Below are 24212 nucleotides of genomic sequence, written 5' to 3'. Positions count from 1 at the left end.
AATAACGGGGCAACCTAACGCAGCTAATCTAAACGAATCCTCAACAAGGTTGTTTGCAAAACGTTCCAGTCAACGGATTGATGGTGGATTAACTCGATACGACTGTCCGGCGGCGTAGTGGTGCGCGTTTCCATAAAGAAGTCATCACCCTGGCGATTGATGTTCACCAGACCGTCTGGCGTGCGAAGTACGCCTTTGACGCGATCCACCGGTGCAAGCCGCGCCCACTCAAGCGCCGGGATGGTATCGAACACCGTATCACCATCAAAAATCCAGCCACAGGATGCGTAGCCCTGGCCTTCATTTAATGCACGGCGCCAGCGAGCTGAGCCCTCAAGTTTGAGTGCCGCCAACCCTTTTGGCCGTGAAGTATGATGATGATGTGCCGCTTCAGGAACCGCACGATCCGCCAATGCGGATTGGCACAGTAACGCGGGATCAACTTTACCCCATGCAGATTCGACCAGTTGGCGATCGCCCAGATTATGCTGCTGCCATTGCTGCAAACGCTGACGATCTTCCTCGCTCCAGCGATCGCTTTTATTGGCGACGATAATATCGGCGGCGGTGAGCTGATCGCGGAAGTTTTCATTCTCGACAACGCGCGCATCGGCTAACTGACGGGGATCGAGCAGCGTGAGGGTGGCATCAACCTGGATCCAGGGTTGATACACGGCGGCGCGCAACATATCCAGCAGTTGTTTAGGGTGGCCAAGACCGGTGGGTTCAATGATCAGACGATCGGGCTTATTTTGCTTAAGCAGCATATTGAGCCCGACTTGCAGCGGCAGGCCGTTAACGCAACACATGCAACCGCCAGGAATTTCCTTCAGCGTGGCACCGCGATCGGCAAGCAGTGCGCCGTCAATACCCACTTCGCCAAACTCGTTAACCAGAATCGCCCAATTCTCATTGGCGGATTTATGGGCTAACAGATGCAGCAGGGTGGTGGTTTTACCGCTGCCGAGAAATCCGGTGATTACATTAACGCGCGTCATTACAGGCTCCATTTTCAGGCGCGCGGACAACATACCCGGCGCGCACGACATTGTTATACTATAACAACCTTCGGCGGCCGGATAAAATCGTGCGGTTAGTCCGCGCGACTCATATAGCGACGTTCAGCTACGTGAATGCGAATGCGATCGCCATTGCTCAGGTATTCCGGTACCTGGATCGACAAGCCGGTGCTCATGCCCGCGGGTTTGGTGCGTGCGCTGGCGGAAGCGCCTTTAATGCCCGGTGAAGTATCGACAATTTCCATATCCACGGTCTGCGGCAGTTCCAGCGCCAGCACCTGGCCTTCCATCGTCAACACCTGGATCCCAGGAATGCCGCCTTCAGGGATGAACAGCAGCTCTTCTTCAATCTGATCTTTCTTGAAGCTATAGGGCGTGTAATCTTCATCATCCATAAACACGTACTCGTCACCGTCTATATAAGAGAAGGTCACGGCGCGACGGCTAAGCTGAATGGCATCGATAATATCGTCACCCTTAAAGCGCTCTTCCACTTTCAGGCCAGTGCGCACGTCGGTAAAACGCATCTTATAGAGGGTGGCAGCACCGCGTGCGCTTGGGCTCTGGACATCAATGTCCTTTACCAGCAACAGTTTGCCGTTCCAGGTAACAGCCATTCCTTTTTTGATTTCATTTGCCTTTGGCATGGGGATTACTCGCTGTGAAAAGGTTAATGCGCGCCACGTTACTCGCGCCGTGAAAAACAGGCAAGGGAGGCGGCGTAAAATTGTTGCCCGCGCATGGCATTACCGTCATCAGCCTGCTATTGTCGCGACGAAATCCTCAGGAGCGCATGATGTATTGTCGTGACCAGTGCGGTGCCTGTTGCACAGCCCCCTCAATCTCTTCCCCGATTCCCGGCATGCCCCAGGGCAAACCGGCGAATACCCGCTGCGTTCAGCTTGACGATAATCAGCGCTGCAAAATCTTTGGTTCTCCGCTGCGTCCCGCAGTCTGTGCGGGTTTACAGCCCAGCGCAGAGATGTGCGGCAGCAGTCGCGAAGCGGCGATGATCTTCCTGCTGCAACTGGAAGCGGACACCGCGCCTTAACTTGCTGACGCGGTGCTGAAATATTTGCTTTCTATGATCCCTGCGTTACAGCAAAAACGTCAGCCGTGCAGGCCTGAAAAATCTTAAATCCGATCTGAAGTGTGCGGAACGTCAAAAATCTGCTACGCCGATCGCGCATTTTCTTGCCTGCTTTCTCATGCTGTACCATATTCCCTGAAACGTTTCAGCGTTGTCCTCTCGGCAACCCCCGAGAAGTGCAGCGTAATTTTTCGCCATTAAGCTGAAACGATTCAATTTCAGCAAGCGAGGAGAAATATGTTCCAGCTCGACGTTCAGGCCATCCATACCGGTGCCAGTGCACAAAATAAAGAAGAGGCTATCCGTCAGGTTGCCGCTGCGTTAACCGCAGCCGGTAATGTGTCGGAAGGCTATGTTAACGGCATGCTGGCGCGCGAACAGCAGACCACCACTTTCCTGGGTAATGGTATTGCCATTCCGCATGGCACCACCGATACGCGCGATATGGTGCTGAAAACCGGCGTACAGGTTTATCAGTTCCCACAGGGCGTGGAGTGGGGTGATGGGCAAACGGCTTATGTCGCCATCGGTATCGCGGCGAAATCAGATGAACATCTTGCGCTGCTGCGCCAGCTGACTCACGTATTGAGCGATGACAGCATCGCAGAGCAGTTGAAAACCGCCTCAGCCGAAGATCTTCGTGCCATCCTGATGGGTGAAAAGCAGGCCGCGGAATTCAAATTCGATACCTCGCTGATTGCGATTGATGTTGCCGCCAGCGATCTCATCACCTTACAGGCGCTGAATGCTGGCCGTTTACAGGCTGCGGGGGCTGTTGAAGCGACGTTTGTGGCGGATGCCGTATCGCGTACCCCACTGAGCCTCGGTCAGAGCATCTGGCTGAGCGACAGCGCCAACGGCAACCTCAACAGCGCCATCGCCGTCAGCCGTACCGCCACGCCATTTGTGCACCAGGGCGAAAATGTGGCGCTGTTGTTGACCGTGGCAGCCACCGACGATCGTCCGCTGGAAGTGCTGGGCTACCTGAGCAATCTGCTGCTGAGCAACAAAGCTGAACGTCTGCTGAAAGCCGATGCAGCAGGCATCCTCGCGTTGCTGACCAGTGAAGTGGACGAAAGCGCGGATCAACTGGTGGCTGAATTTACTATCCGCAACGAGCACGGACTGCACGCACGTCCGGGCACCGCGCTGGTGACGGTCATTAAACAGTTTAACAGTGACATCACCGTCACCAACCTTGACGGTAGCGGCAAACCGGCCAACGGACGCAGCCTGATGAAAGTCGTCGCGCTGGGCGTGAAAAAAGGCCATCGCCTGCGCTTTACCGCCAGTGGTGAAGATGCACAGCAGGCGCTGAATGCCATCGAAGAGGCCATCAATTCTGGCCTGGGCGAGGGGGTCGCATGAGCCGCCGCGTTGCCACAATCACTCTGAATCCCGCTTACGATCTGGTGGGCTATACGCCAGAAATCGAACGTGGCGAAGTTAACCTGGTGAAAACCACCGGTCTGCACGCAGCGGGTAAAGGCATTAACGTCGCCAAAGTACTGAAAGATCTCGGTATTGACGTCACCGTAGGCGGATTCCTCGGGAAAGAAAATCAGGACGGTTTCCAGCAGCTGTTCAGCGAACTGGGCATCGCCAACCGTTTTCAGGTGGTGCAGGGCCGTACCCGCATTAACGTAAAGCTGACAGAAAAGGACGGTGAAGTTACCGACCTGAATTTCTCTGGCTTTAACGTCACCGCGCAGGACTGGGATCGCTTCACTGCCGATTCACTGACCTGGCTGGGACAATTTGACATGGTGTGCGTCAGCGGCAGCTTGCCAGCGGGCGTGGCACCCGAAGCGTTCACCAAATGGATGAGCGATCTGCGCACCCTGTGCCCGTGCATCATTTTTGACAGCAGTCGTGAAGCGCTGGTGGCTGGTTTAAAAGCAGCGCCGTGGCTGGTGAAGCCGAACCGTCGTGAACTGGAAATCTGGGCCGACCGCAAACTGCCAACCTTGCAGGATGTGATCGAAGCCGCGCATGAACTGCGTGAGCAGGGCATTGCCCATGTGGTGATTTCCCTTGGTGCGGAAGGCGCACTGTGGGTCAACGCCTCTGGCGAATGGATCGCCAAACCACCCGCCTGTGAAGTCGTCAGCACCGTAGGCGCGGGAGATTCGATGGTCGGAGGCCTGATTTACGGGCTGCTGATGCGTGAATCCAGCGAGCATACCCTGCGTCTGGCAACGGCAGTGGCTGCTATGGCGGTGAGCCAGAGCAACGTTGGTGTGACCGATCGTACCCAGTTGGCCGCGATGATGGCGCGTGTCGACTTACAACCCGTTAACTAACAGCAGGAGAGCGATAATGAAAACGCTGCTGATAAAAGATTCTTCACTGGGACTGGCATCAGGACATCTGGCTTTAGATCGTCTGCGCGCGACTGCCGCACAGGCTGGCCTGACGCTGACCGACAACGCGGCCGATGCGGAGCTGGTGCTGGTAGCTGGCCATGCCGTGCCGAACGATGCACAGCTGGCAGGTAAATCTGTGGCACTGGTCGATGTGCAGCAGACGCTGCGCGATCCGCTGGCGGCCATTAATCAGGGTAAAGCCAGTGCCAAAGTCTGGCAGGCCGCTACGGCGGTTGCCGCACCGGTTGCTGCACAGAGCACCGGTCAGAAACGCATTGTCGCGGTCACCGCTTGCCCAACTGGCGTAGCGCACACCTTCATGGCGGCAGAGGCGATTCAGGCAGAAGCGACCAAACGTGGCTGGTGGGTGAAAGTGGAAACCCGCGGTTCTGTGGGTGCTGGCAATGCCATCACGCCAGAAGAAGTGGCGGCGGCCGATCTGGTGATCGTGGCGGCGGATATCGATGTGGACCTGGCGAAGTTCGCCGGTAAGCCGATGTACCGCACCTCAACCAGCCTGGCGCTGAAGAAAACAGCTCAGGAACTGGATAAAGCGCAGGCGGAAGCCAAAACCTATCAGCCGAGCGGCAGCCAGACGGCCAGCACGCAAAGTGACAGCAAAGAGAAAGCCGGTGCTTATCGTCACCTGCTGACCGGTGTGTCCTACATGCTGCCGATGGTCGTCGCGGGTGGTTTGAGCATCGCGCTCTCCTTCGCCTTTGGTATCACCGCATTTAAAGAGCAGGGCACCCTGGCGGCGGCGCTGATGCAGATTGGTGGCGGCAGTGCCTTTGCGCTGATGGTACCGGTGCTGGCGGGCTTTATTGCCTTCTCGATTGCGGACCGTCCGGGTCTGACCCCGGGTCTGATTGGCGGTATGATCGCCACCAGCATTAACGCCGGTTTCCTTGGCGGTATCATCGCCGGTTTCATTGCCGGTTACGCAGCGAAGCTGCTGAGCAGCAAAGTCAAACTGCCGCAAAGTATGGAAGCGCTAAAACCGATCCTGATTATTCCGCTGGTGGCGAGTTTGATTACCGGCCTGCTGATGATTTACGTGGTGGGTAAACCTGTTGCGGGCATCATGAGCGGTCTGACGCACTGGCTGGCGAACATGGGCACCGCCAATGCGGTACTGCTGGGCGCAATCCTCGGTGGCATGATGTGTACCGACATGGGTGGTCCGGTGAACAAAGTGGCCTACGCCTTCGGTGTCGGTCTGCTGAGCTCACAAACCTATGCGCCGATGGCGGCCATTATGGCAGCGGGTATGGTACCGCCGCTAGCAATGGGTCTGGCGACGATTGTTGCGCGTCGTAAGTTCAACAAAGGTCAGCAGGAAGGTGGCAAAGCGGCACTGGTGCTCGGTTTGTGCTTTATCTCTGAAGGTGCGATTCCGTTTGCAGCGCGTGACCCAATGCGTGTGCTGCCTTGCTGCATCGTCGGCGGTGCGATAACGGGTGCGGTCTCAATGTTGGTTGGCGCGAAACTGATGGCACCGCACGGTGGTCTGTTTGTGCTGCTGATTCCAGGCGCAATCACTCCGGTGCTGGGTTACCTGATGGCGATTGTGATTGGTACCGCAGTGGCTGGTCTCGGTTACGCGATTCTGAAACGTCCGGAAGAAGAGCTGGCGAAAGCCGCGTAATCTTCACGGGGTAAGAAAAAGGGAGCTGCGGCTCCCTTTTTGCTGTCTGCTTTAAGCCTGTTGTTCCGACTTCAACCACGCAATCTCATCTTTCCAGATATCCGGATTGATGGTTTCCAGAATCATCGGGATGCCATCGAAGCGCTTATCCTTCATCAGCCAGCTAAACACCGTCTTGCCAATGTTGCCTTCACCTAAGCTATGGTGGCGATCCACACGGCTGCCGAGCGTGCTTTTGGCGTCATTCAGGTGCATGCCGCGCAGGAACTGGAAACCGACAATGCGTTCAAATTCCGCAAAGGTCTCCACGCAGGCTTCTTCAGTACGCAGATCGTAACCGCCGGCAAAGGCATGGCAGGTATCGATACACACGCCGACGCGTGATTTATCTTCGACGTGCTCAATAATCGTGGCGAGGTGTTCGAAACGAAAACCGAGATTGCTACCCTGACCCGCGGTGTTCTCAATCACTGCCACGACGTTGTGGGTCTGATCCAGCGCGATATTAATCGACTCGGCGATGCGCTTCAGGCATGCCTCTTCTTCAATCTGCTTCAGGTGGCTGCCAGGGTGGAAATTCAGCAGTGTCAGCCCAAGCTGTTCAGCACGCTGCATCTCATCAAGAAACGCCTCACGGGATTTTTCCAGCGCATCCATCACCGGATGGCCAAGGTTAATCAGGTAGCTGTCATGCGGCAAAATCTGCGCGGAAGTGAAGTTGTATTTCTCACAGGCGGTTTTGAAGGCATCAATCACTTCACCTGAAAGCGGGGCGGCTTTCCACTGGCGCTGATTTTTAGTGAACAGCGCAAAGGCTGTGGCTTCGAGTTCGTGAGCACGGATAACTGCCTGGTCTACGCCGCCTGATGCACTGACGTGTGCGCCGATATATTTCATGCCGCTCTCCTGATTGGGCGATTGCTGCTGCAAAGCGCACATCATAGCGGATGCGCTACGCCCATGAAATGTCGCATTGCCTGCGGGGAGAAAAAGGGCACGGTCAGACACTTATCCAGCACGACAGGACACCTACCAAAGTTGGCAGGTGCGCTTTTTTTCTGGTTAACTATAGTTTAACAAATTAGAAACTTTTAACTATAACCATGAAAACAGCTTATAGAAGTACTTTGGATACCGCTTTTCAGCATGAAAAATTCAACGTAATCCATAAATTAACTTTAGGTAAAACCAACGCAGTGACCCTTTTTTATAATGGTCATGGCGCAGTCGGTTTCACGCTCGCCGTGCCCGATACCGACAACTCGCTGGTCCATTTCTATCGTTATGGGGTCAATAACAGCGACCCGAAAAAGTTGTACCGCTCTGAATGCCTCTATTCCCGCCGGGAAAACTTTGGTTATCAGGACTGGCTGATTCGCACGATTACTGATGAGTTCACGGCCTGTGACACCGAGTTGGAAGAACTGATTGGCATGAAAGCCTGACCCTGAGTGGGCCGCCATTCACAGGGCGGCATCTTGCCTGCGCAGACACCTGACTGGTTTAAAAGTTAAATTGGTAATATATTGTACATTGACCAGTATAACTAATAAGGAAGAGTCGGGATGTTGAAGCGCTTGCGCCGCTGGGCACGCTTAATTAAACGTGATGTGCTCACGCTGTGGTTTGCTTGCCGCGATCCGCGTACCCCCTTGTGGTTTAAGCTGCTGGCATTTGGCATTGTTGCCTATGCACTCAGCCCCATCGATCTCATTCCTGATTTCATTCCCATTATCGGCTTGCTCGACGACGCCATTATCGTCCCTCTGGGTGTGATCATCCTGCTGCGTTTGCTCCCGCGTGAAATTCGGATCAGCAGCGCAGAACGGGCTGATGTCCAGCGGGCACGCGGCAAGAAGATTGTCAGCTGGGCAGGATTCTTCCTGACGGTGATCGTCTGGTTAGCAGTGGTGGCTTATCTTGTGAAGCGTTACGCAATGTGAGGAGGGCGCATGCATATCACGCTGCGTCAGATTGAAGTCTTTACCGAAGTGCTGAAAAGTGGTTCAACCACTCTGGCCTCGCAGGTACTGGCACTGTCGCAGTCTGCCGTCAGTGCGGCGCTGGCCGATCTGGAAAACCAGCTCGGGGTGCAATTGTTTGATCGTGTCGGCAAACGACTGGCCCTGAACGAGCATGGTCGTTTGCTCTATCCACGCGCGGTCGGATTGCTGGAACAGGCAGGCGAGATCGAACAGCTGTTTAAAGAGGATAATGGTGCCATTCGTTTGTTTGCCAGCAGCACCATCGGCAACTATCTGCTGCCGGGGATGATCGCCGCCTATCGTCGCGATTTCCCCTCGCTGCCGCTCGAACTCAGCGTTGGCAACAGCCAGGATGCGATTAACGCGGTGGCCGATTTTCGCGTGGATATCGGTTTGATTGAAGGGCCTTGCCATGAACCGGACATCGTCAGCGAAGCGTGGCTGGAGGATGAGCTGGTGGTGTTTGCTGCACCCGATGCCGACATCCTGAAACAGCCGATCACGCTAACATCACTGGCGGCCGCGCCCTGGATATTGCGAGAGCGCGGTTCGGGCACGCGTGAAATTGTCGATTACCTGCTGTTGTCTCATCTGCCGCAGTTTCAACTCGGCATGGAGCTGGGCAATTCTGAGGCAATCAAACATGCGGTGCGCCACGGCATGGGCATAAGCTGTTTATCGCGCCGAGTGATCAGCGATCTGCTGGAGGCGGGCACGCTGGTGGAAGTGGCTGTGCCGTTACCACGCCTGACGCGCACGCTGTATCGCATCCATCATCGGCAGAAGAATTTGTCGAAAGCGCTAAGCCGATTCCTCTCCTATTGCCGCGAGTAATCGCGGCTGTGAAGACGTGAGCGGCTAATAATTTCGCGCTGATTATGAAGGTAACTAATAACCCGACGTGAATGCTATACAGCCAGGGGTTAGCTGCTACAATCGCGCCTTATTTTTATCCAGCATAGCGTTTACACATGCATAATGACTCAAAAACAACACAACAACCTGGGCTGCGCCGTGAATTAAAAGCGCGCCATCTCACCATGATCGCCATTGGCGGTTCCATCGGCACCGGCCTGTTTGTCGCCTCGGGTGCCACCATTTCTCAGGCAGGTCCCGGCGGCGCATTACTCTCATACGCGCTAATTGGCCTGATGGTTTACTTCCTGATGACCAGCCTCGGCGAACTGGCGGCCTTTATGCCGGTCTCCGGCTCCTTCGCCACCTACGGCTCTAAATACGTTGAAGAAGGTTTCGGCTTCGCGCTGGGCTGGAACTACTGGTACAACTGGGCGGTCACCATCGCCGTTGATCTGGTGGCTTCACAGCTTGTGATGAACTACTGGTTCCCGGATACGCCGGGTTGGATCTGGAGCGCGCTGTTCCTCGGTCTGATGTTCCTGCTTAACTACATCTCCGTCAAAGGCTTCGGCGAAGCCGAATACTGGTTCTCGCTGATCAAAGTTGCCACCGTCATCATCTTTATCGTGGTGGGCGTGCTGATGATCGCGGGTATTATGCGCGGCGCAGAAAATGCCGGCTGGCATAACTGGACCGTGGGCGACGCACCTTTTGCCGGCGGTTTTGCCGCGATGATTGGTGTGGCGATGATTGTCGGCTTCTCGTTCCAGGGCACGGAATTGATCGGCATTGCGGCCGGTGAATCACAGGACCCTGCGAAAAATATTCCACGCGCAGTGCGTCAGGTGTTCTGGCGTATCCTGCTGTTCTATATCTTTGCGATTCTGATTATCAGCCTGATTCTGCCGTATACCGATCCGAAACTGCTGCATAACGATGTTACCGATATCGCCATCAGCCCGTTCACGCTGGTGTTCCAGAATGCCGGATTACTGTCAGCTGCGGCGGTCATGAATGCGGTGATCCTGACGGCTGTGCTGTCAGCGGGTAACTCCGGCATGTACGCTTCAACGCGCATGCTGTTCAACCTGGCGCAGGAAGGTAAAGCACCGCGTATTTTTGCCAAACTGTCGAAAGGCGGTGTGCCGCGTAATGCACTGATTGCGACCACCGTGGTGGCAGGCCTCTGTTTCCTGAGTTCTAAGTTCGGCAACCAGGAAGTCTATCTGTGGCTGCTCAACACCTCAGGCATGACCGGCTTTATCGCCTGGCTCGGTATTGCGATTAGCCACTACCGCTTCCGTCGCGGTTACGTGGCGCAGGGGCATGATTTAGCGGCGCTTCCTTACCGTTCCGGCTTCTTCCCGCTCGGTCCGATTTTCGCCTTCGTACTCTGTTTGATCATTACGCTGGGGCAAAACTATCAGGCATTTCTGGCAGATCGTATTGACTGGTATGGCGTGGCGGCGACCTACATCGGCATTCCGCTGTTCCTGCTGATTTGGCTGGGTTACAAGCTGACACGTGGCTCGCGCTTCGTGAAGTACAGCGAGATGGAATTCCCGACCTTTAAAGAGTAATGCGTCAAACGCGTATGACATCACGCCGCAGCCTTTGGCTAGCGGCGTTTTTTTTGCCAAAGATGAACCGCGTTACAACGTTTTGGGCTTTGTCATACAGATATAATTGATAATTATTATCACCTGCACTATTGTGGCTGCCGTTATGATTTCGATAAGAAACAGGTAGAACAATGCAGACCACGGATTCCGCGCTGCTGGCGGAAAATCACCGCGAAGCCGATACCATGACGCGCTATCGTCAGGTATTACGTCAGCGACTGATGCTGATTGGCGTACTGGTACTGGCGATTCTGGCGTCAGTGATTCTTGATTTCACCCTCGGCCCGGCGGGGCTCTCCCTCGACACCCTGTGGCAAACGCTCACTCATCCTGATGCGGTGGATGCGGGCACGCGTGTGATCGTCTGGGATATTCGTCTGCCGTATGCGCTGATGGCGGTGGTGGTCGGCTTCTCGCTCGGTCTGGCCGGGGCTGAGATGCAAACCATCCTCAATAACCCATTGGCGAGTCCGTTTACGCTTGGCGTCTCTTCTGCGGCCGCTTTTGGCGCGGCGCTGGCGATTATTCTCGGCATCGGTATTCCCGGCGTGCCGGACCAATGGTTTATCTCGGCGAACGCTTTTGTGTTTGCGCTGTTTGCGGCGTTAATGCTGGATGGCGTGACGCGCTGGACCAAAGTGTCGACGTCGGGCGTGGTGCTGTTCGGCATCGCACTGGTGTTCACCTTTAACGCCCTGGTCTCGATGATGCAGTTCATCGCCAGTGAAGATACCTTGCAGGGTCTGGTGTTCTGGACCATGGGCAGCCTGGCGCGCGCCTCGTGGGAAAAACTCGGCGTGCTCACGGCGGCTTTCGCCATCCTGATCCCGTTCTCGATGCTCAGCAGCTGGAAACTGACCGCGCTGCGCCTCGGCGAAGATCGTGCCGTGAGTTTCGGCATCGATGTGCGTCGCTTGCGTCTGGCCACGCTGCTGCGCATCAGTATTCTCTCTGCACTGGCGGTGGCCTTTGTCGGCCCGATTGGCTTTATTGGCCTGGTGGCACCGCATATCGCCCGCATGATGTTTGGTGAAGATCATCGCTACTATCTGCCAGCCAGTGCGCTGGTCGGTGCGCTGGTGCTGTCACTGGCCTCGGTGGCGTCGAAGAACCTGATTCCAGGGGTGATCATCCCCGTCGGGATTGTGACCTCGCTGGTCGGTGTACCGTTCTTCCTGAGTATCATTCTGCGTCATCGGGGGACGGTGTAATGGAACAGGGTTTACGTCTCAGCCATTTCTACGCCGGTTATCCGAAGCGTAAAGTCATTGAAGATCTCAACGTCCCGGCACTGCCGCGCGGCAAAATCACCGTGCTGCTGGGCCCGAACGGCTGCGGTAAATCGACGCTGTTGCGTGCGCTGGCAGGCCTGAACAAAGGGCAGGGCGAGCTGTGGCTGAACGGCGAAGAGTTAATGACCCAGCCGTTTGCACGCCGTGCGCAGCGCGTGGTGTATCTGCCGCAAAGCTTACCGGCGGGCGTGCATCTGCATGTGCTGGAATCGATTATCGTGGCGCAGCGTGCGTCCGGTGGCTTGCACAGCGCGTCGAGTGAAGCCGAGATCATGCACTTGCTGGAGCAGTTGGGTATTGCTCATCTGGCGATGCGTTATCTCGATCAGCTATCCGGTGGTCAGAAACAGCTGGTGGGCCTGGCGCAATCGCTGATTCGCCGTCCTGAATTGCTGCTGCTGGATGAGCCGCTGAGTGCGCTCGATCTTAATTACCAGTTCCATGTAATGGATTTGGTGCGCCGCGAAACCCGCCTGCGCAATATCGTCACGGTAGTGGTGGTGCATGATATCAACATCGCGCTGCGTCATGCCGATCATGCGTTGATGCTGAAAGAGGGCACTCTGCTGGCTGACGGCGAGCCGTCGCAGGTGATCACGCCGGACACGCTGGCGCAGGTGTATGGCGTGCGTGGGCGTATTGAACACTGCTCGCAGGGCATGCCGCAGGTGATGATCGATGGTTTAGTGGCGGAATCGCTGGCTTAAACCTCGCAAAAGACGCTAAAGCTCAACATCAGGAAAGGCTGAAGATAAATGTCGGTGCGGCTTTAGCCAATCGCCGTCAGCCATAGCCAAAAAGGGCGCACCGGGTGCGCCCTTACTGTTATCTACATCAACTGGCGTGATTTATACCAACAGATGCTTCGCGTGGAACCGCAGATGGTCCTCGACAAAGCTGGCGATAAAGAAGTAGCTGTGGTCGTAACCCGGCTGTACACGCAGCTCCAGCGGGAAACCCTGCTCACGCGCTACTGCTTCAAGGCGCTCCGGACGTAACTGATCGGCGAGGAACTGATCGCTATCCCCCTGATCGATCAGAATCGGCAAACGCTGTTCCACTTCGCGCATCAGCAAACAACTGTCCCATTCGCGCCACGTCTGGCGATCTTCACCCAGATAGGCGCTGAACGCTTTTTGTCCCCACGGTACTTCAGTTGGATTCACAATCGGTGCGAACGCGGAAGCCGAAGCAAAACGGCCACCCTGACGCAACGCCAGCACCAGCGCGCCATGGCCGCCCATCGAATGGCCCATTACCGACTGACGATCGCTCACCTTGAAGTTGCCCGCCACCAGGGCTGGCAACTCTTCACTGAGATAATCGAACATACGATAGTGCGCCGCCCAGGGTTGCTGCGTGGCGTTGAGGTAGAAACCTGCGCCCTGACCGAGATCGTAACCACTGTCATTGGCCACTTCGTCACCGCGCGGACTGGTGTCCGGCATTATCAGCACCAGACCCAGCTCAGCGGCAACACGCTGTGCACCGGCTTTGGTGGTGAAATTCTCGTCGCTACAGGTCAGTCCGGCCAGAAACCACACCACCGGCGGCGGCGTGTCATCCTGCGGTGGCGGCAGGAAAATGCTGAAGGTCATCGGGCAGTTCAGCACCGCCGACTGATGACGCCAGCGCTGCTGCCAGCCGCCGAAGATACGATGTTCTTCCAGCAGTTCCAGAGTGGATGCCATAACGCCTCCTTTTTACTTGTTAAAATGCACAACCGAACGAATAGATTTCCCTTCGTGCATCAGATCAAAGGCGTCGTTAATCTCTTCCAGCGGCATGGTGTGGGTGATGAAATCGTTCAGCGCGAACTTGCCGTCCAGATAATCCTGCACGATGCCCGGCAGCTGGGTGCGACCTTTCACGCCACCAAACGCTGAACCGCGCCAAACGCGTCCGGTCACCAGCTGGAACGGACGCGTGGCGATCTCTTCACCCGCACCGGCCACGCCGATAATCACAGACTCGCCCCAGCCTTTATGGCAGCACTCAAGCGCGGAACGCATCACGTTGACGTTACCGATGCATTCAAAGGAGAAGTCCACGCCGCCGTCGGTCAGTTCAACAATCACATCCTGAATCGGCTTGTCGTAATCTTTCGGGTTGATCAGATCGGTTGCACCCAGTTTGCGCGCCAGGTCGAACTTGCTGGTGTTGAGATCGATACCGATGATGCGACCGGCTTTTGCCATCTTCGCGCCAATGATCGCCGACAAACCAATGCCGCCGAGGCCGAAGATCGCCACGGTATCGCCTTCTTTCACCTTGGCGGTATTCATCACAGCGCCCATACCGGTGGTCACGCCGCAGCCCAGCAGGCACACTTCTTCCAGAGGCGCTTCTTTGCTGATCACTGCCAGTGAGATTTCCGGTACCACGGTGTACTCAGAGAAGGTTGAGGTGCCCATGTAGTGGAAGATCGGCTGACCGTCTTTGAAGAAACGGGTGGTGCCGTCTGGCATTAAACCTTTACCCTGAGTGGAGCGGATGGCCTGACACAGGTTGGTTTTACCTGACAGACAGAACTTACATTTGCCGCACTCTGGGGTGTAAAGCGGGATCACGTGATCGCCCACCGCCACACTGGTCACGCCTTCGCCCACGGCTTCCACCACGCCACCGCCTTCGTGACCGAGGATTGCCGGGAACACGCCTTCAGGATCTTTACCTGACAGGGTATAAGCATCGGTGTGGCATACGCCGGTGGCGACGATGCGCACTAACACTTCACCTTTCTGCGGTGGCATCAGATCCACTTCTTCGATTTTCAGCGGTTCGCCCGCTGCCCAGGCAACGGCAGCGCGGGTTTTAATCATGTTCATGCAATCCCTCTTCTTCAGATGTCGTGATTTACTTAAAATTAAAAACTCACTCAGCGGTTTGCAGCGGGTGCAGCAACTCATCGTTAAGTGGGCGGTCGTCAAACATTTCAATAATCAAATATTTCAGCGCTTCCACGTTGGGCGTGAAGGCGTCGCGTCGCCACATCAGCCAGGTGGCGGTATCGCGATAAGCGGGTGGCAGAGCATGTTCCTGCACGCGGGCGCGGCCGGGCATTTGCGTCAGCACCGACGCCGGAATCATCGCCACACCCGCGCCGCCTGCCACACACGCCACCATGGCGTGATAAGACTGAATCTCCATCACGCTTTTCGGTGAGGTCTGGCTTTCGCGATACCAGGACTCCAGTTTGGTGCGATACGAACAGCTGTTACCAAAGGCAAACAAAGTGTCATGCTGCGTGTCGCGGGCGCTGGTAATCGGGTCGTGATCGAGACTGGTGATCAGCACCATTTCCTCACGAAAGGCGATGCAGCCATTGAGATCGTCATGGGTGGCAGGGCCATCCACCAGCGCGGCCGCCAGCGTACCGGCGCGCACTTTATCGATGATGTCGCCCGAGGTGCCGGTGACCAGCGATAGCGCCACGTTGGGAAATCGTTGATGATAAGCCGCCAGCAGGCCGGGCAGACGGGTCGCGGCGGTGCTCTCCATCGAACCGAAGGCAAAGTTCCCGCCCGGTTCCCCGGCACGGGCCATATTCAGCGCCTCATCGCTCAGGCTGAGGATGCGCTGAGCATAATTCAGGAAATTGTGGCCCATTGGCGACAGTCGAATACGCTGCTTCTCACGGATAAACAGGTCGACGCCAATCTCTTCTTCCAGCTGGCGCAAACGGGTGGTGAGATTGGAGGGCACGCGATGCAATAGCTCCGCGGCGCGCGCCAGCGAACCGGTTTCGGCCACAGAACAGAACATGCGGAGTTGTACTAAATCCATATTCTCTTTCCGTAAACAACTTGGTTAATATTATTCACTTTTCGTGAGTGTAATCGTCATGCATGCTAATAACAAGTGCTAAAAGAATCTGAACGGGAGTGGGAATGGCGTTTCGTGTCGCGCTGAGCGCGTTTTTAAGTTTAGTGGTTGCCATGGGGATTGGGCGATTTGCTTTCACCCCGCAGGTGCCGCTGATGATTCAGGACCATCAGCTTACCCTGACCAGCGCCAGTCTGGTGGCGGCGCTCAACTATCTTGGTTACCTGTGTGGCTCCTTCGATGCCATGCGTGCTCACCAGCGTGTGGAGTGGCGTTTGCAACTGGGTGTCTGGGGCGCGGTGATCCTGACGCTGCTGTCTGCCTGCGTCAGCGGGCCGTGGCTGCACGGCTTGATCCGCTTCGTGATTGGCGGTGCCAGCGGCTGGGCGATGGTACTGATCGCCGCGTGGAGCAACGAGCAGCTGCTGCATCATGGGCGACCGGGCTTGTCGGCGGCGGTGTTTGCCGGACCGGGCACCGGCATATTCCTCAGCGGTATGCTGGCGGTGGCGCTGCATGCCAGTGGTGCCAGCGCGGCATTAGGCTGGGCGGCTTATGGCCTGCTGGCGTTGCTGTTTATCGCTGCCATTGCGCGCTTTTTACCGCGCAGCGGGCAGTTACATCGACCCGATCAGGCACCTGCGCCGCTGGTGCTCAATGGTAATCTGAAACGCCTGGTGCTGAGCTACAGCCTGGCGGGCTTCGGCTACATTCTGCCCGCAACCTTCTTGTCGCAGATGACCGCCGCGCGTTTCCCGGACAGTGCGCTGGCGCAGTTTGTCTGGCCGGTGTTTGGCGGCGCGGCGGTGATTGGCATCGTGCTCGGCATTTTGACGCGGCGCTGGGGCAGCAGCCATCTGCGACTGGCAGTGGTGCTCTGGGCGCAGGCTTTGGGCGTCATCTCCGCGATTGTCCTGCCAGGGTTGGATGGACTGTTAATTAGCGCGCTGTTAGTCGGCGGCGGGTTCTTATGCGTGGTGCAACTGACGCTGCAATACGGCCGTGAGCTGGCGCCGCATCACGCGCGCTATCTGGCCGGGCTGCTGACTACCGGCTACGCGGTTGGGCAATTAGGCGGGCCGCTGCTGTCATGGATCTCCAGCTTGCTGTGGCACCGCCTCGATCCGGCCTTGTGGGTCGCCGGTGGCGCGCTGATTCTGGCAGGCTTACTGGTGCTGCGCCGTTCGGCACCATGAAAAGCTTTCATCTCCGATTGGATTGATTGCTGGATTACGCGCGCGTTGTGTTTCACAATACGCGCTCAGAATTTCCCCCGCAGGCGACGATCTGCGGGCGCATCACCTGCCGGAGAAAGAGTACGATGAGCACCTTAAGTCAGGAAGCCGCCCTGGTTCACGAAGCGCTGCTGGCGCGTGGCCTGGAAACGCCGTTACGCGCCCCGGTGCGCGAAATGGATGACGAAACCCGCAAGCGTGAAATCGCCGGTCATATGACCCAAATCATGCAGCTGCTGAATCTGGATCTGGAAGATGACAGCCTGATGGAGACGCCACATCGCATCGCCAAGATGTACGTGGACGAGATCTTCTCTGGCCTTGATTACGCCAACTTCCCGAAAATCACCGTCATCGAGAACAAGATGAAGGTCGATGAGATGGTCACCGTGCGTGATATCACCCTGACCAGCACCTGTGAGCACCATTTCGTGATTATCGACGGAAAAGCCACCGTCGCTTACATCCCGAAAGAGAAAGTGATTGGTCTGTCGAAGATCAACCGCATTGTGCAGTTCTTTGCCCAGCGGCCACAGGTGCAAGAGCGTCTGACCCAGCAAGTGCTGGTGGCGCTGCAAACGTTGCTTGGCACCAACAACGTGGCGGTGTCGATTGATGCGGTGCACTACTGTGTGAAAGCGCGTGGCGTGCAAGATGCCACCAGTGCCACCACCACCACATCGCTGGGTGGGTTGTTCAAGTCCAGCCAGAATACGCGCCAGGAGTTCTTACGCGCGGTGCGTCACAGCTAATCCTTTGGGCGGCTTATTGCCGCCCGTTTTCTCTCCTTCAGGTCACTCGATGCAACGCTATCTTGCGCTGGATTTCATTCGTGGTTGCGCCATTCTCGGCATTCTGTTGCTCAATATCGTAGGGTTTGGCTTGCCTTCGGCAGCCTATCTCAACCCGGCGTGGCAGGGCGCTGTTTCATTTTCCGATGCCTGGACCTGGGCGATGATGGATGGCCTGGCGCAGCTGAAATTCCTCACGCTGTTTGCGCTGCTGTTCGGCGGCGGGCTGTATTTGCAAATCCCACGCGGCAGTCGCTGGATGTCGGCGCGCCTGACGTTACTGGTGCTGCTGGGTTTCATTCACAGCATCTTCTTCTGGGAAGGGGATATCCTGCTGGATTATGGTCTGACCGGGCTGATTATCTGGCGGATGCTGCGTGAAGTGCCCTCCGACAAAGCTTTGCTGCAAACTGGCGTGTTGCTCTACCTGATTGGTTGCGGCGTGCTGTTGGTGTTCTGGAGCATTTCCAGTCCTGAACCGGGGCGATCGTGGCTGCCGGGTGCCGCCGATATCGAGTATGAAAGCTACTGGAAACTGGTCGGCGGCTGGGAGGCGATTCAGAACCGTCTTGATCATCTTTCCTCCAGCCTGATGGCACTCGCCGCGCAGTACGGCTGGCAGCTGGCGGGACTGATGCTGATTGGCGCGGCGTTGATGCGCAGCGGCTGGCTGAAAGGGGAGTTCAGCGTGCAGCACTATCGCCGCTCGGCCGCGCTGCTGCTGACGATCGGCTGGCTGATTGCCATCCCCGGCATTGTGGCGCAGTGGTTGCTGGGCTGGGAATTCCGCTGGAGCGGCTTTTTGTTGCAGGTGCCGCGCGATCTTGCCAGCCCGTTTATCAGCCTCGGTTATGCGGCGCTCTGCTTTGGCTTCTGGCCGCAAATTGGTGTCACGCGTTTCAGCTATGCGCTGCAATGCGTTGGCCGCATGGCGCTCAGTAACTATCTGCTGCAGACCTTGATCTGTACCACGCTGTTCTACCGTTTCAATCTGTTCCTCAAGTTTGATCGCCTGCATTTGCTGGCACTGGTCCCGGTTATCTGGTTGGTTAATATCCTGTTTTCAGTGCTCTGGCTGCGCTTTTTCCCGCAGGGGCCGATGGAGTGGATTTGGCGCAAACTCACGCGTCTCGCCGCTGGTAAGACGGAGCCTTCCTCCCGCATCAGATAATGATGTTCATCACAAAGGTTGCAGATTTGTATGTAACCGTTTTCATCCGTGTGACGTGATTCACGCAGCTGAACAAAATGCCCTGACAAAATAGCGCCGTTACGCGCTTGTCGCGCATTTTCTCCTCTGTGGAACAGCTGCATGATAACGATTCGAGATGTCGCCCGTCAGGCCGGTGTATCAGTAGCCACCGTGTCGCGTGTGCTCAATAACAGCAGTGCAGTTACCCCTGATACCCGCGAAGCCGTGCTACAGGCGGTGGAAGCGTTGGGTTATCGCCCTAACGCCAATGCGCAGGCACTGGCCACCCAGGTCAGTGACACCATCGGCGTGGTGGTGATGGACGTATCCGATCCCTTCTTTGGCGCATTAGTGAAAGCGGTAGATACCGTGGCACAGCGTGTTCACAAACACGTATTGATCAGCAACTCCTGGCACCAGGAAGAGAAAGAGCGCCATGCCATTGAGGTGCTGATCCGCCAACGATGTAACGCTTTAGTGGTCCACGCGAAAACGCTTTCAGACGCTGAACTGACTCATTTTATGGACCAGGTTCCAGGTATGGTGTTGATAAACCGCACTATTCCGGGTTATGAGCATCGCTGTGTCTGCCTCGATAATGTAACGGGATCTCTGATGGCTACGCGCATGTTGTTACAACAGGGTCATCAACGCATTGGCTATCTTAGCTCCAGCCACCCGATTGAAGATGTCACACAACGCCGCGAAGGCTGGCTGCAGGCCCTGTCAGAGCAGGGGATTCGCCCGCAGGAGTCCTGGATTGCCCATGGTGAACCGGATATGCAGGGCGGTGAAGCAGCGATGGTGGAGTTATTGGGTCGTAACCTGCATTTAACCGCCATCTTCTCCTACTGTGACGGCATGGCCGCCGGTGCCCTAACCGCATTGAAAGACAATGGTATTCAGGTGCCACAGCACTTCTCCGTCATCGGCTTTGATGATATTCCCATCTCACGTTACACCGATCCACAGCTGACAACCGTACGCTATCCTATTGTTTCCATGGCAAAACTGGCCACGGAGCTGGCGCTGAAGGGCGCAGCCGGAGAACTCGATCCTGATGCCACCCACTGCTTTATGCCGACCCTGGTACGCCGCCATTCGGTCGCTCAGCGGCAAATTGTGGAGTCGGTCACTAATTCGGGCGATAGCGCTGTGTAACCGTTTCCAATCTGTGATTACATTCACAGTTAATTAACATGGCGCTCACTATGATGGCAGCGTCTTACCGGACTGAAACATCATGTAACGCCGGGTTCTCCTTCCCCGGTCAGGTTTCAGTAGCCGATTGAAATAGTTCACAACACTCTTCAGGAAGCGTTTACGTACAGGGAAGTCAGGATAGCGATGGTGGCCCGGCTTTGCGTTACGCGTCCGCCCCATAAATGAGTTTGAACCGACTGCGCTGGTTGCCCGCAGGCAGCACAGCGCGATGATATGCCCTACATAAAAAACCGGAGATACCATGAATAAGAAGGTTTTCACGCTCACAGCACTGGTTGCCAGCATGATGTTTGGTGCAACTGCGCACGCCGCCGATACCCGCATTGGCGTGACAATTTATAAATACGACGACAACTTTATGTCTATGGTTCGCAAAGACATAGATAGCGAAGCCAAAAAACTGGGCGGCATCCAGTTGCTGATGAATGACTCGCAGAACAGCCAGTCTACCCAGAACGACCAGATTGACGTACTGATGGCCAAAGGCGTGAAAGCGCTGGCAATCAACCTCGTTGACCCTGCTGCTGCGGCAGTGGTGATCGACAAAGCGAAAGCGAATGATGTGCCAGTCGTGTTCTTCAACAAAGAGCCGAATGCCAAAGTGCTGGCCAGCTACCCAAAAGCCTACTACGTGGGTACCGACTCTAAAGAGTCAGGCATCATCCAGGCCAAACTGATTGAGAAGCACTGGAAAGCGACTCCAGCCTGGGATCTGAACAAAGATGGTCAGATTCAGTTTGCTCTGCTGAAAGGCGAGCCAGGCCACCCGGATGCTGAAGCGCGTACCAAATACGTGATCGAAACCCTGAACACCGACGGTTTCAAAACTCAGCAGCTGGCGATGGATACCGCGATGTGGGATACCGCGCAGGCAAAAGATAAAGTTGATGCCTGGCTGTCTGGCCCGAACGGCAACAAAATTGAAGTGATCATTGCTAACAACGATGCGATGGCAATGGGCGCAGTCGAAGCCCTGAAAGCACACAACAAAACCAGCATTCCGGTGTTTGGTGTGGATGCGCTGCCAGAAGCGCTGGCGCTGGTGAAATCCGGTGCGATGGCCGGTACCGTGCTGAACGATGCGGAAAACCAGGCGAAAGCCACCATTGATATCGCGAAGAACCTGGCCGATGGCAAAGAGCCAACTGCGGGTACGACCTTCAAGATGGAAAACAAAATCGTACGTGTTCCTTACGTACCAGTCGATAAAGAAAACCTGTCTCAGTTTGTGAAGTAATACGTACCGGGCGCGGCATAACGCCGCGCCTTATTGCATCTGACCCACGTTTTATTTAGCCAGGTAAATTATGGCCAGTGAGAATCCGACCGCACAGCGTGAATATCTGCTGGAGATGACGAATGTCTCGAAATCATTTCCAGGGGTGAAAGCCTTAGATAATGTGAATTTGAAAGTGCGGCCGCACTCAGTCCATGCCTTAATGGGCGAAAACGGCGCCGGAAAATCCACATTATTAAAATGCCTGTTTGGTATTTATAAAAAGGATACGGGGAGCATCCTGTTTCAGGGTGAAGAGATTGATTATAAAAGTTCCAAGGAAGCGCTAGAGAATGGCGTTTCAATGGTGCATCAGGAATTAAACCTGGTATTACAGCGCAACGTGATGGATAACATGTGGCTTGGCCGCTATCCACGCAAAGGTGTGTTTGTTGATCAGGATAAAATGTATCGCGATACCAAAGCGATCTTTGATGAATTAGATATTGATATCGATCCACGTGATAAAGTGGCCAATCTTTCTGTTTCGCAGATGCAGATGATTGAAATTGCCAAGGCATTTTCCTATGACGCGAAAATCGTCATTATGGATGAGCCGACGTCATCGTTGACCGAAAAAGAAGTGAATCACTTGTTCACTATTATCCGTAAGCTGAAAGATCGTGGCTGCGGTATTGTGTATATCTCGCACAAAATGGAAGAGATTTTCCAGCTGTGTGATGAGATTACGATTTTACGTGATGGACAATGGATTGCCACCCAGCCGCTGGAAGGGCTGGATATGGATAAGATCATCGCCATGATGGTCGGTCGTTCATTGAATCAGCGCTTCCCGGACAAAACCAACGTGCCGGGTGAGACCATTCTTGAGGTGCGCCATTTAACTTCGCTGCGTCAACCGTCGATCCGCGATATCTCTTTTGACCTGCGCAAAGGGGAGATTCTGGGCATTGCCGGCCTGGTGGGTGCGAAGCGTACTGACATCGTTGAAACCCTGTTTGGGATTCGTGAGAAGTCGGGCGGTACCATCAAATTGCACGGTAAAGCGATCAATAACCACAGCGCGAATGAAGCCATTAACCACGGTTTTGCGCTGGTGACGGAAGAGCGTCGTTCAACCGGGATTTATGCCTATCTGGATATTGGTTTTAACTCGCTTATTTCCAATATTAAGAAATATAAATCCAGCATGGGTTTGCTTGATAATAAGCGCATGAAGAGTGATACCCAGTGGGTGATTGATTCAATGCGCGTGAAAACGCCGGGTCATCATACGCAAATTGGTTCGCTTTCCGGTGGTAACCAGCAGAAAGTTATTATTGGTCGTTGGTTATTAACTCAGCCGGAAATTCTGATGCTGGATGAACCGACACGCGGTATTGACGTCGGTGCTAAGTTCGAAATTTATCAGTTGATTTCTGAGTTGGCGAAGAAAGAGAAGGGGATCATTATTATCTCTTCTGAAATGCCAGAATTGCTGGGAATTACCGATCGTATTTTAGTGATGAGTAATGGCCTGGTAGCGGGCATTGTCGAGACCAAAACGACCTCGCAGAATGAAATCCTGCGTTTAGCGTCATTACACCTTTAATGAAGCAAGGGCATTAACATGAAAGCGACTACTAAAAAGAATGCGCTAACCTGGTTAAAAGAGGGCGGCATTTACGTTGTCCTGTTGGTACTGCTGGCAATTATTATTTTCCAGGATCCGACGTTTTTAAGTTTGATGAACCTGAGTAACATTCTGACCCAATCTTCGGTGCGTATTATTATTGCACTGGGCGTGGCCGGATTGATCGTGACGCAGGGTACTGACCTGTCAGCCGGACGCCAGGTCGGTCTGGCCGCGGTGGTGGCGGCTACCTTGCTGCAATCGATGGATAATGCCAACAAGGTGTTCCCACATCTGGACACGGTTCCGATTCCGTTGGTGATTCTGACCGTGTGCATCATCGGTGGAGTGATTGGCCTGGTGAACGGCGTGATCATTGCCTATCTGAAGGTGACACCGTTTATCACCACGTTGGGCACCATGATTATCGTGTACGGCATCAACTCGCTGTATTACGACTTCGTTGGTGCTTCACCGGTTGCTGGTTTTGACTCTGGCTTCTCCACCTTTGCCCAGGGCTTCTTGCGTTTCGGTGATTTTAAGCTGTCATTCATCACCTTCTACGCGTTTATCGCCATTATCTTCGTCTGGATTCTGTGGAATAAGACGCGCTTCGGTAAGAACATTTTCGCTATCGGTGGCAACCCTGAGGCTGCACGTGTTTCAGGTGTTAACGTGCCGCTGAACCTGATTCTGGTCTATGCGCTGTCAGGTGTGTTTTACGCCTTCGGCGGTATGCTGGAAGCGGGCCGTATCGGCAGTGCCACTAACAACCTCGGCTTTATGTATGAGCTGGATGCGATTGCGGCTTGCGTGGTTGGCGGCGTGTCATTTGCAGGTGGCGTGGGTACCGTGGCAGGCGTGGTGACCGGTGTGATTATCTTCACCGTTATCAACTACGGTCTGACTTATATCGGCGTGAACCCTTACTGGCAATACATCATCAAGGGCGGCATCATCATCTTCGCCGTCGCATTGGATTCACTGAAGTACGCACGTAAAAAATAAGACTGACACACAGCAACACATCACAGCAAAGGGCCTTATTGATAGCGGGATGAATGTCAATTAGGGCTAAGTACAGTTAAGGCTGCCATTTCAGATAAGGCAGCCTTTTTTGTTTATGTCAGCATGGCTGAGTGGCTGAGTGGCTGAGTGGCTGAGTGGCTGAGTATTGAGGCCTTGGTGTGGTGTGTGAAGGGCGGGTGCGGGGTGG

General features: G+C 55.1%; 23 protein-coding genes. 17 read left to right on the top strand and 6 right to left on the bottom strand.

Going from position 1 to position 24212, the window contains the following annotated elements; translation table 11 throughout:
• Positions 1-23: 23 nt before the first annotated feature.
• Together IAE30_RS24800 and yeiP are read right to left on the bottom strand one after the other, a co-directional pair.
• On the bottom strand, positions 24-998 hold the full coding sequence (locus IAE30_RS24800; RefSeq protein ID WP_200681162.1) for a GTP-binding protein: 975 nt from the start codon (positions 996-998) through the stop codon (positions 24-26).
• Between the two features lie 95 nt (positions 999-1093).
• Positions 1094-1666: an elongation factor P-like protein YeiP gene (gene yeiP / locus IAE30_RS24795; RefSeq protein WP_034824964.1), complete on the bottom strand. Its 573-nt coding sequence runs from the start codon at positions 1664-1666 to the stop codon at positions 1094-1096.
• A gap of 149 nt (positions 1667-1815) precedes the next feature.
• Between yeiP and IAE30_RS24790 the strand changes: the two genes are divergently transcribed.
• The 4 genes from IAE30_RS24790 (at position 1816) to fruA (ending at position 6123) form a co-directional block, all read left to right on the top strand.
• On the top strand, positions 1816-2070 hold the full coding sequence (locus IAE30_RS24790; RefSeq protein ID WP_038645825.1) for a YkgJ family cysteine cluster protein: 255 nt from the start codon (positions 1816-1818) through the stop codon (positions 2068-2070).
• Positions 2071-2346: 276 nt separating this feature from the next.
• Positions 2347-3477, top strand: a complete 1131-nt coding sequence (fruB, locus tag IAE30_RS24785) for a fused PTS fructose transporter subunit IIA/HPr protein (protein ID WP_200681161.1) — start codon at positions 2347-2349, stop codon at positions 3475-3477.
• Entirely contained in the window at positions 3474-4412 is a 939-nt protein-coding gene (gene fruK / locus IAE30_RS24780) for a 1-phosphofructokinase (RefSeq protein ID WP_038645831.1), read from the top strand. Before fruB ends, fruK begins: the two co-directional genes overlap by 4 nt.
• A 16-nt stretch (positions 4413-4428) precedes the next feature.
• A complete protein-coding gene (gene fruA, locus IAE30_RS24775; protein WP_200681160.1) occupies positions 4429-6123 on the top strand; it encodes a PTS fructose transporter subunit IIBC in 1695 nt (564 codons plus the stop codon).
• Between the two features lie 51 nt (positions 6124-6174).
• Here fruA and nfo read toward each other — a convergent pair whose 3' ends face one another.
• Entirely contained in the window at positions 6175-7020 is an 846-nt protein-coding gene (nfo, locus tag IAE30_RS24770) for a deoxyribonuclease IV (protein WP_038649994.1), read from the bottom strand.
• Positions 7021-7250: 230 nt separating this feature from the next.
• On the opposite strand from nfo, the gene IAE30_RS24765 reads away from it, so the two are divergent.
• The 6 genes from IAE30_RS24765 (at position 7251) to IAE30_RS24740 (ending at position 12587) form a co-directional block, all read left to right on the top strand.
• Positions 7251-7568 carry a hypothetical protein gene (locus IAE30_RS24765; RefSeq protein WP_038645835.1) on the top strand — a complete coding sequence of 106 codons (318 nt, stop codon included), beginning with the start codon at positions 7251-7253 and terminating at the stop codon, positions 7566-7568.
• 120 nt (positions 7569-7688) lie between these two features.
• Positions 7689-8066 (top strand): YkvA family protein, encoded by a 378-nt coding sequence (locus IAE30_RS24760; RefSeq protein WP_200681159.1) that lies wholly within the window; start codon positions 7689-7691, stop codon positions 8064-8066.
• 9 nt (positions 8067-8075) lie between these two features.
• Positions 8076-8942 (top strand): DNA-binding transcriptional regulator YeiE, encoded by an 867-nt coding sequence (gene yieE / locus IAE30_RS24755; protein WP_200681158.1) that lies wholly within the window; start codon positions 8076-8078, stop codon positions 8940-8942.
• 137 nt (positions 8943-9079) lie between these two features.
• A complete protein-coding gene (locus IAE30_RS24750; RefSeq protein ID WP_200681157.1) occupies positions 9080-10546 on the top strand; it encodes an amino acid permease in 1467 nt (488 codons plus the stop codon).
• A gap of 173 nt (positions 10547-10719) precedes the next feature.
• On the top strand, positions 10720-11799 hold the full coding sequence (locus IAE30_RS24745; RefSeq protein ID WP_038645841.1) for an iron ABC transporter permease: 1080 nt from the start codon (positions 10720-10722) through the stop codon (positions 11797-11799).
• Positions 11799-12587 (top strand): ABC transporter ATP-binding protein, encoded by a 789-nt coding sequence (locus tag IAE30_RS24740; protein ID WP_045813610.1) that lies wholly within the window; start codon positions 11799-11801, stop codon positions 12585-12587. The genes IAE30_RS24745 and IAE30_RS24740 overlap by 1 nt, the downstream gene beginning before the upstream one ends.
• A 141-nt stretch (positions 12588-12728) precedes the next feature.
• On the opposite strand, the gene fghA is transcribed toward IAE30_RS24740, so the two are convergent.
• From fghA to IAE30_RS24725, 3 genes are read right to left on the bottom strand one after another with little or no spacing between them, the layout of a single operon-like run.
• A complete protein-coding gene (fghA, locus tag IAE30_RS24735) occupies positions 12729-13571 on the bottom strand; it encodes an S-formylglutathione hydrolase (RefSeq protein WP_045832827.1) in 843 nt (280 codons plus the stop codon).
• 12 nt (positions 13572-13583) lie between these two features.
• Complete coding sequence (locus tag IAE30_RS24730; RefSeq protein ID WP_038645848.1) at positions 13584-14708, bottom strand: S-(hydroxymethyl)glutathione dehydrogenase/class III alcohol dehydrogenase; 1125 nt, start codon at positions 14706-14708, stop codon at positions 13584-13586.
• A 46-nt stretch (positions 14709-14754) separates the two neighbouring features.
• On the bottom strand, positions 14755-15666 hold the full coding sequence (locus IAE30_RS24725; RefSeq protein ID WP_038645851.1) for a LysR family transcriptional regulator: 912 nt from the start codon (positions 15664-15666) through the stop codon (positions 14755-14757).
• A 104-nt stretch (positions 15667-15770) separates the two neighbouring features.
• Between IAE30_RS24725 and IAE30_RS24720 the strand changes: the two genes are divergently transcribed.
• The 7 genes from IAE30_RS24720 to mglC all read left to right on the top strand — a co-directional run bounded on the left by IAE30_RS24720 (position 15771) and on the right by mglC (position 24004).
• Complete coding sequence (locus tag IAE30_RS24720) at positions 15771-16901, top strand: YbfB/YjiJ family MFS transporter (RefSeq protein WP_038645853.1); 1131 nt, start codon at positions 15771-15773, stop codon at positions 16899-16901.
• 125 nt (positions 16902-17026) lie between these two features.
• Positions 17027-17692, top strand: a complete 666-nt coding sequence (folE, locus tag IAE30_RS24715) for a GTP cyclohydrolase I FolE (protein WP_038645856.1) — start codon at positions 17027-17029, stop codon at positions 17690-17692.
• Between the two features lie 49 nt (positions 17693-17741).
• Positions 17742-18902 carry a DUF418 domain-containing protein YeiB gene (gene yeiB, locus IAE30_RS24710; protein WP_038645858.1) on the top strand — a complete coding sequence of 387 codons (1161 nt, stop codon included), beginning with the start codon at positions 17742-17744 and terminating at the stop codon, positions 18900-18902.
• Positions 18903-19043: 141 nt separating this feature from the next.
• The gene (gene galS / locus IAE30_RS24705; protein ID WP_038645861.1) at positions 19044-20084 is read left to right on the top strand and encodes an HTH-type transcriptional regulator GalS; all 1041 of its coding nucleotides are present in this window, start codon (positions 19044-19046) and stop codon (positions 20082-20084) included.
• Positions 20085-20388: 304 nt separating this feature from the next.
• Positions 20389-21384: a galactose/glucose ABC transporter substrate-binding protein MglB gene (gene mglB, locus IAE30_RS24700; RefSeq protein ID WP_045813605.1), complete on the top strand. Its 996-nt coding sequence runs from the start codon at positions 20389-20391 to the stop codon at positions 21382-21384.
• A 70-nt stretch (positions 21385-21454) separates the two neighbouring features.
• Positions 21455-22975 carry a galactose/methyl galactoside ABC transporter ATP-binding protein MglA gene (mglA, locus tag IAE30_RS24695; RefSeq protein WP_034824907.1) on the top strand — a complete coding sequence of 507 codons (1521 nt, stop codon included), beginning with the start codon at positions 21455-21457 and terminating at the stop codon, positions 22973-22975.
• 18 nt (positions 22976-22993) lie between these two features.
• On the top strand, positions 22994-24004 hold the full coding sequence (gene mglC / locus IAE30_RS24690; RefSeq protein WP_038645867.1) for a galactose/methyl galactoside ABC transporter permease MglC: 1011 nt from the start codon (positions 22994-22996) through the stop codon (positions 24002-24004).
• Positions 24005-24212 lie beyond the last annotated feature (208 nt).

Origin of the sequence: Pantoea sp. S61 (genome assembly GCF_016625145.1) — a bacterium.
In the GTDB taxonomy this organism is placed as follows: Bacteria; Pseudomonadota; Gammaproteobacteria; order Enterobacterales; family Enterobacteriaceae; genus Pantoea; species Pantoea rwandensis_B.
The sequence above is the reverse complement of the archived record's forward strand: the minus strand, read 5'-3'. Positions and strand labels throughout refer to the sequence as shown.

Bases quoted from the DNA above. Each gene is read 5' to 3' on its own strand.
- yeiP (WP_034824964.1), bottom strand. From the start codon at position 1,666: ATGCCAAAGGCAAATGAAATCAAAAAAGGAATGGCTGTTACCTGGAAC.
- IAE30_RS24750 (WP_200681157.1), top strand. From the start codon at position 9,080: ATGCATAATGACTCAAAAACAACACAACAACCTGGGCTGCGCCGTGAA.
- mglB (WP_045813605.1), top strand. From the start codon at position 20,389: ATGAATAAGAAGGTTTTCACGCTCACAGCACTGGTTGCCAGCATGATG.
- mglC (WP_038645867.1), top strand. From the start codon at position 22,994: ATGAAAGCGACTACTAAAAAGAATGCGCTAACCTGGTTAAAAGAGGGC.
- fruA (WP_200681160.1), top strand. From the start codon at position 4,429: ATGAAAACGCTGCTGATAAAAGATTCTTCACTGGGACTGGCATCAGGA.
- IAE30_RS24740 (WP_045813610.1), top strand. From the start codon at position 11,799: ATGGAACAGGGTTTACGTCTCAGCCATTTCTACGCCGGTTATCCGAAG.
- IAE30_RS24720 (WP_038645853.1), top strand. From the start codon at position 15,771: ATGGCGTTTCGTGTCGCGCTGAGCGCGTTTTTAAGTTTAGTGGTTGCC.
- IAE30_RS24730 (WP_038645848.1), bottom strand. From the start codon at position 14,708: ATGAACATGATTAAAACCCGCGCTGCCGTTGCCTGGGCAGCGGGCGAA.
- folE (WP_038645856.1), top strand. From the start codon at position 17,027: ATGAGCACCTTAAGTCAGGAAGCCGCCCTGGTTCACGAAGCGCTGCTG.
- fruB (WP_200681161.1), top strand. From the start codon at position 2,347: ATGTTCCAGCTCGACGTTCAGGCCATCCATACCGGTGCCAGTGCACAA.
- IAE30_RS24725 (WP_038645851.1), bottom strand. From the start codon at position 15,666: ATGGATTTAGTACAACTCCGCATGTTCTGTTCTGTGGCCGAAACCGGT.
- IAE30_RS24760 (WP_200681159.1), top strand. From the start codon at position 7,689: ATGTTGAAGCGCTTGCGCCGCTGGGCACGCTTAATTAAACGTGATGTG.
- IAE30_RS24745 (WP_038645841.1), top strand. From the start codon at position 10,720: ATGCAGACCACGGATTCCGCGCTGCTGGCGGAAAATCACCGCGAAGCC.
- yieE (WP_200681158.1), top strand. From the start codon at position 8,076: ATGCATATCACGCTGCGTCAGATTGAAGTCTTTACCGAAGTGCTGAAA.
- fruK (WP_038645831.1), top strand. From the start codon at position 3,474: ATGAGCCGCCGCGTTGCCACAATCACTCTGAATCCCGCTTACGATCTG.
- nfo (WP_038649994.1), bottom strand. From the start codon at position 7,020: ATGAAATATATCGGCGCACACGTCAGTGCATCAGGCGGCGTAGACCAG.
- IAE30_RS24800 (WP_200681162.1), bottom strand. From the start codon at position 998: ATGACGCGCGTTAATGTAATCACCGGATTTCTCGGCAGCGGTAAAACC.
- galS (WP_038645861.1), top strand. From the start codon at position 19,044: ATGATAACGATTCGAGATGTCGCCCGTCAGGCCGGTGTATCAGTAGCC.
- mglA (WP_034824907.1), top strand. From the start codon at position 21,455: ATGGCCAGTGAGAATCCGACCGCACAGCGTGAATATCTGCTGGAGATG.
- fghA (WP_045832827.1), bottom strand. From the start codon at position 13,571: ATGGCATCCACTCTGGAACTGCTGGAAGAACATCGTATCTTCGGCGGC.
- yeiB (WP_038645858.1), top strand. From the start codon at position 17,742: ATGCAACGCTATCTTGCGCTGGATTTCATTCGTGGTTGCGCCATTCTC.
- IAE30_RS24790 (WP_038645825.1), top strand. From the start codon at position 1,816: ATGTATTGTCGTGACCAGTGCGGTGCCTGTTGCACAGCCCCCTCAATC.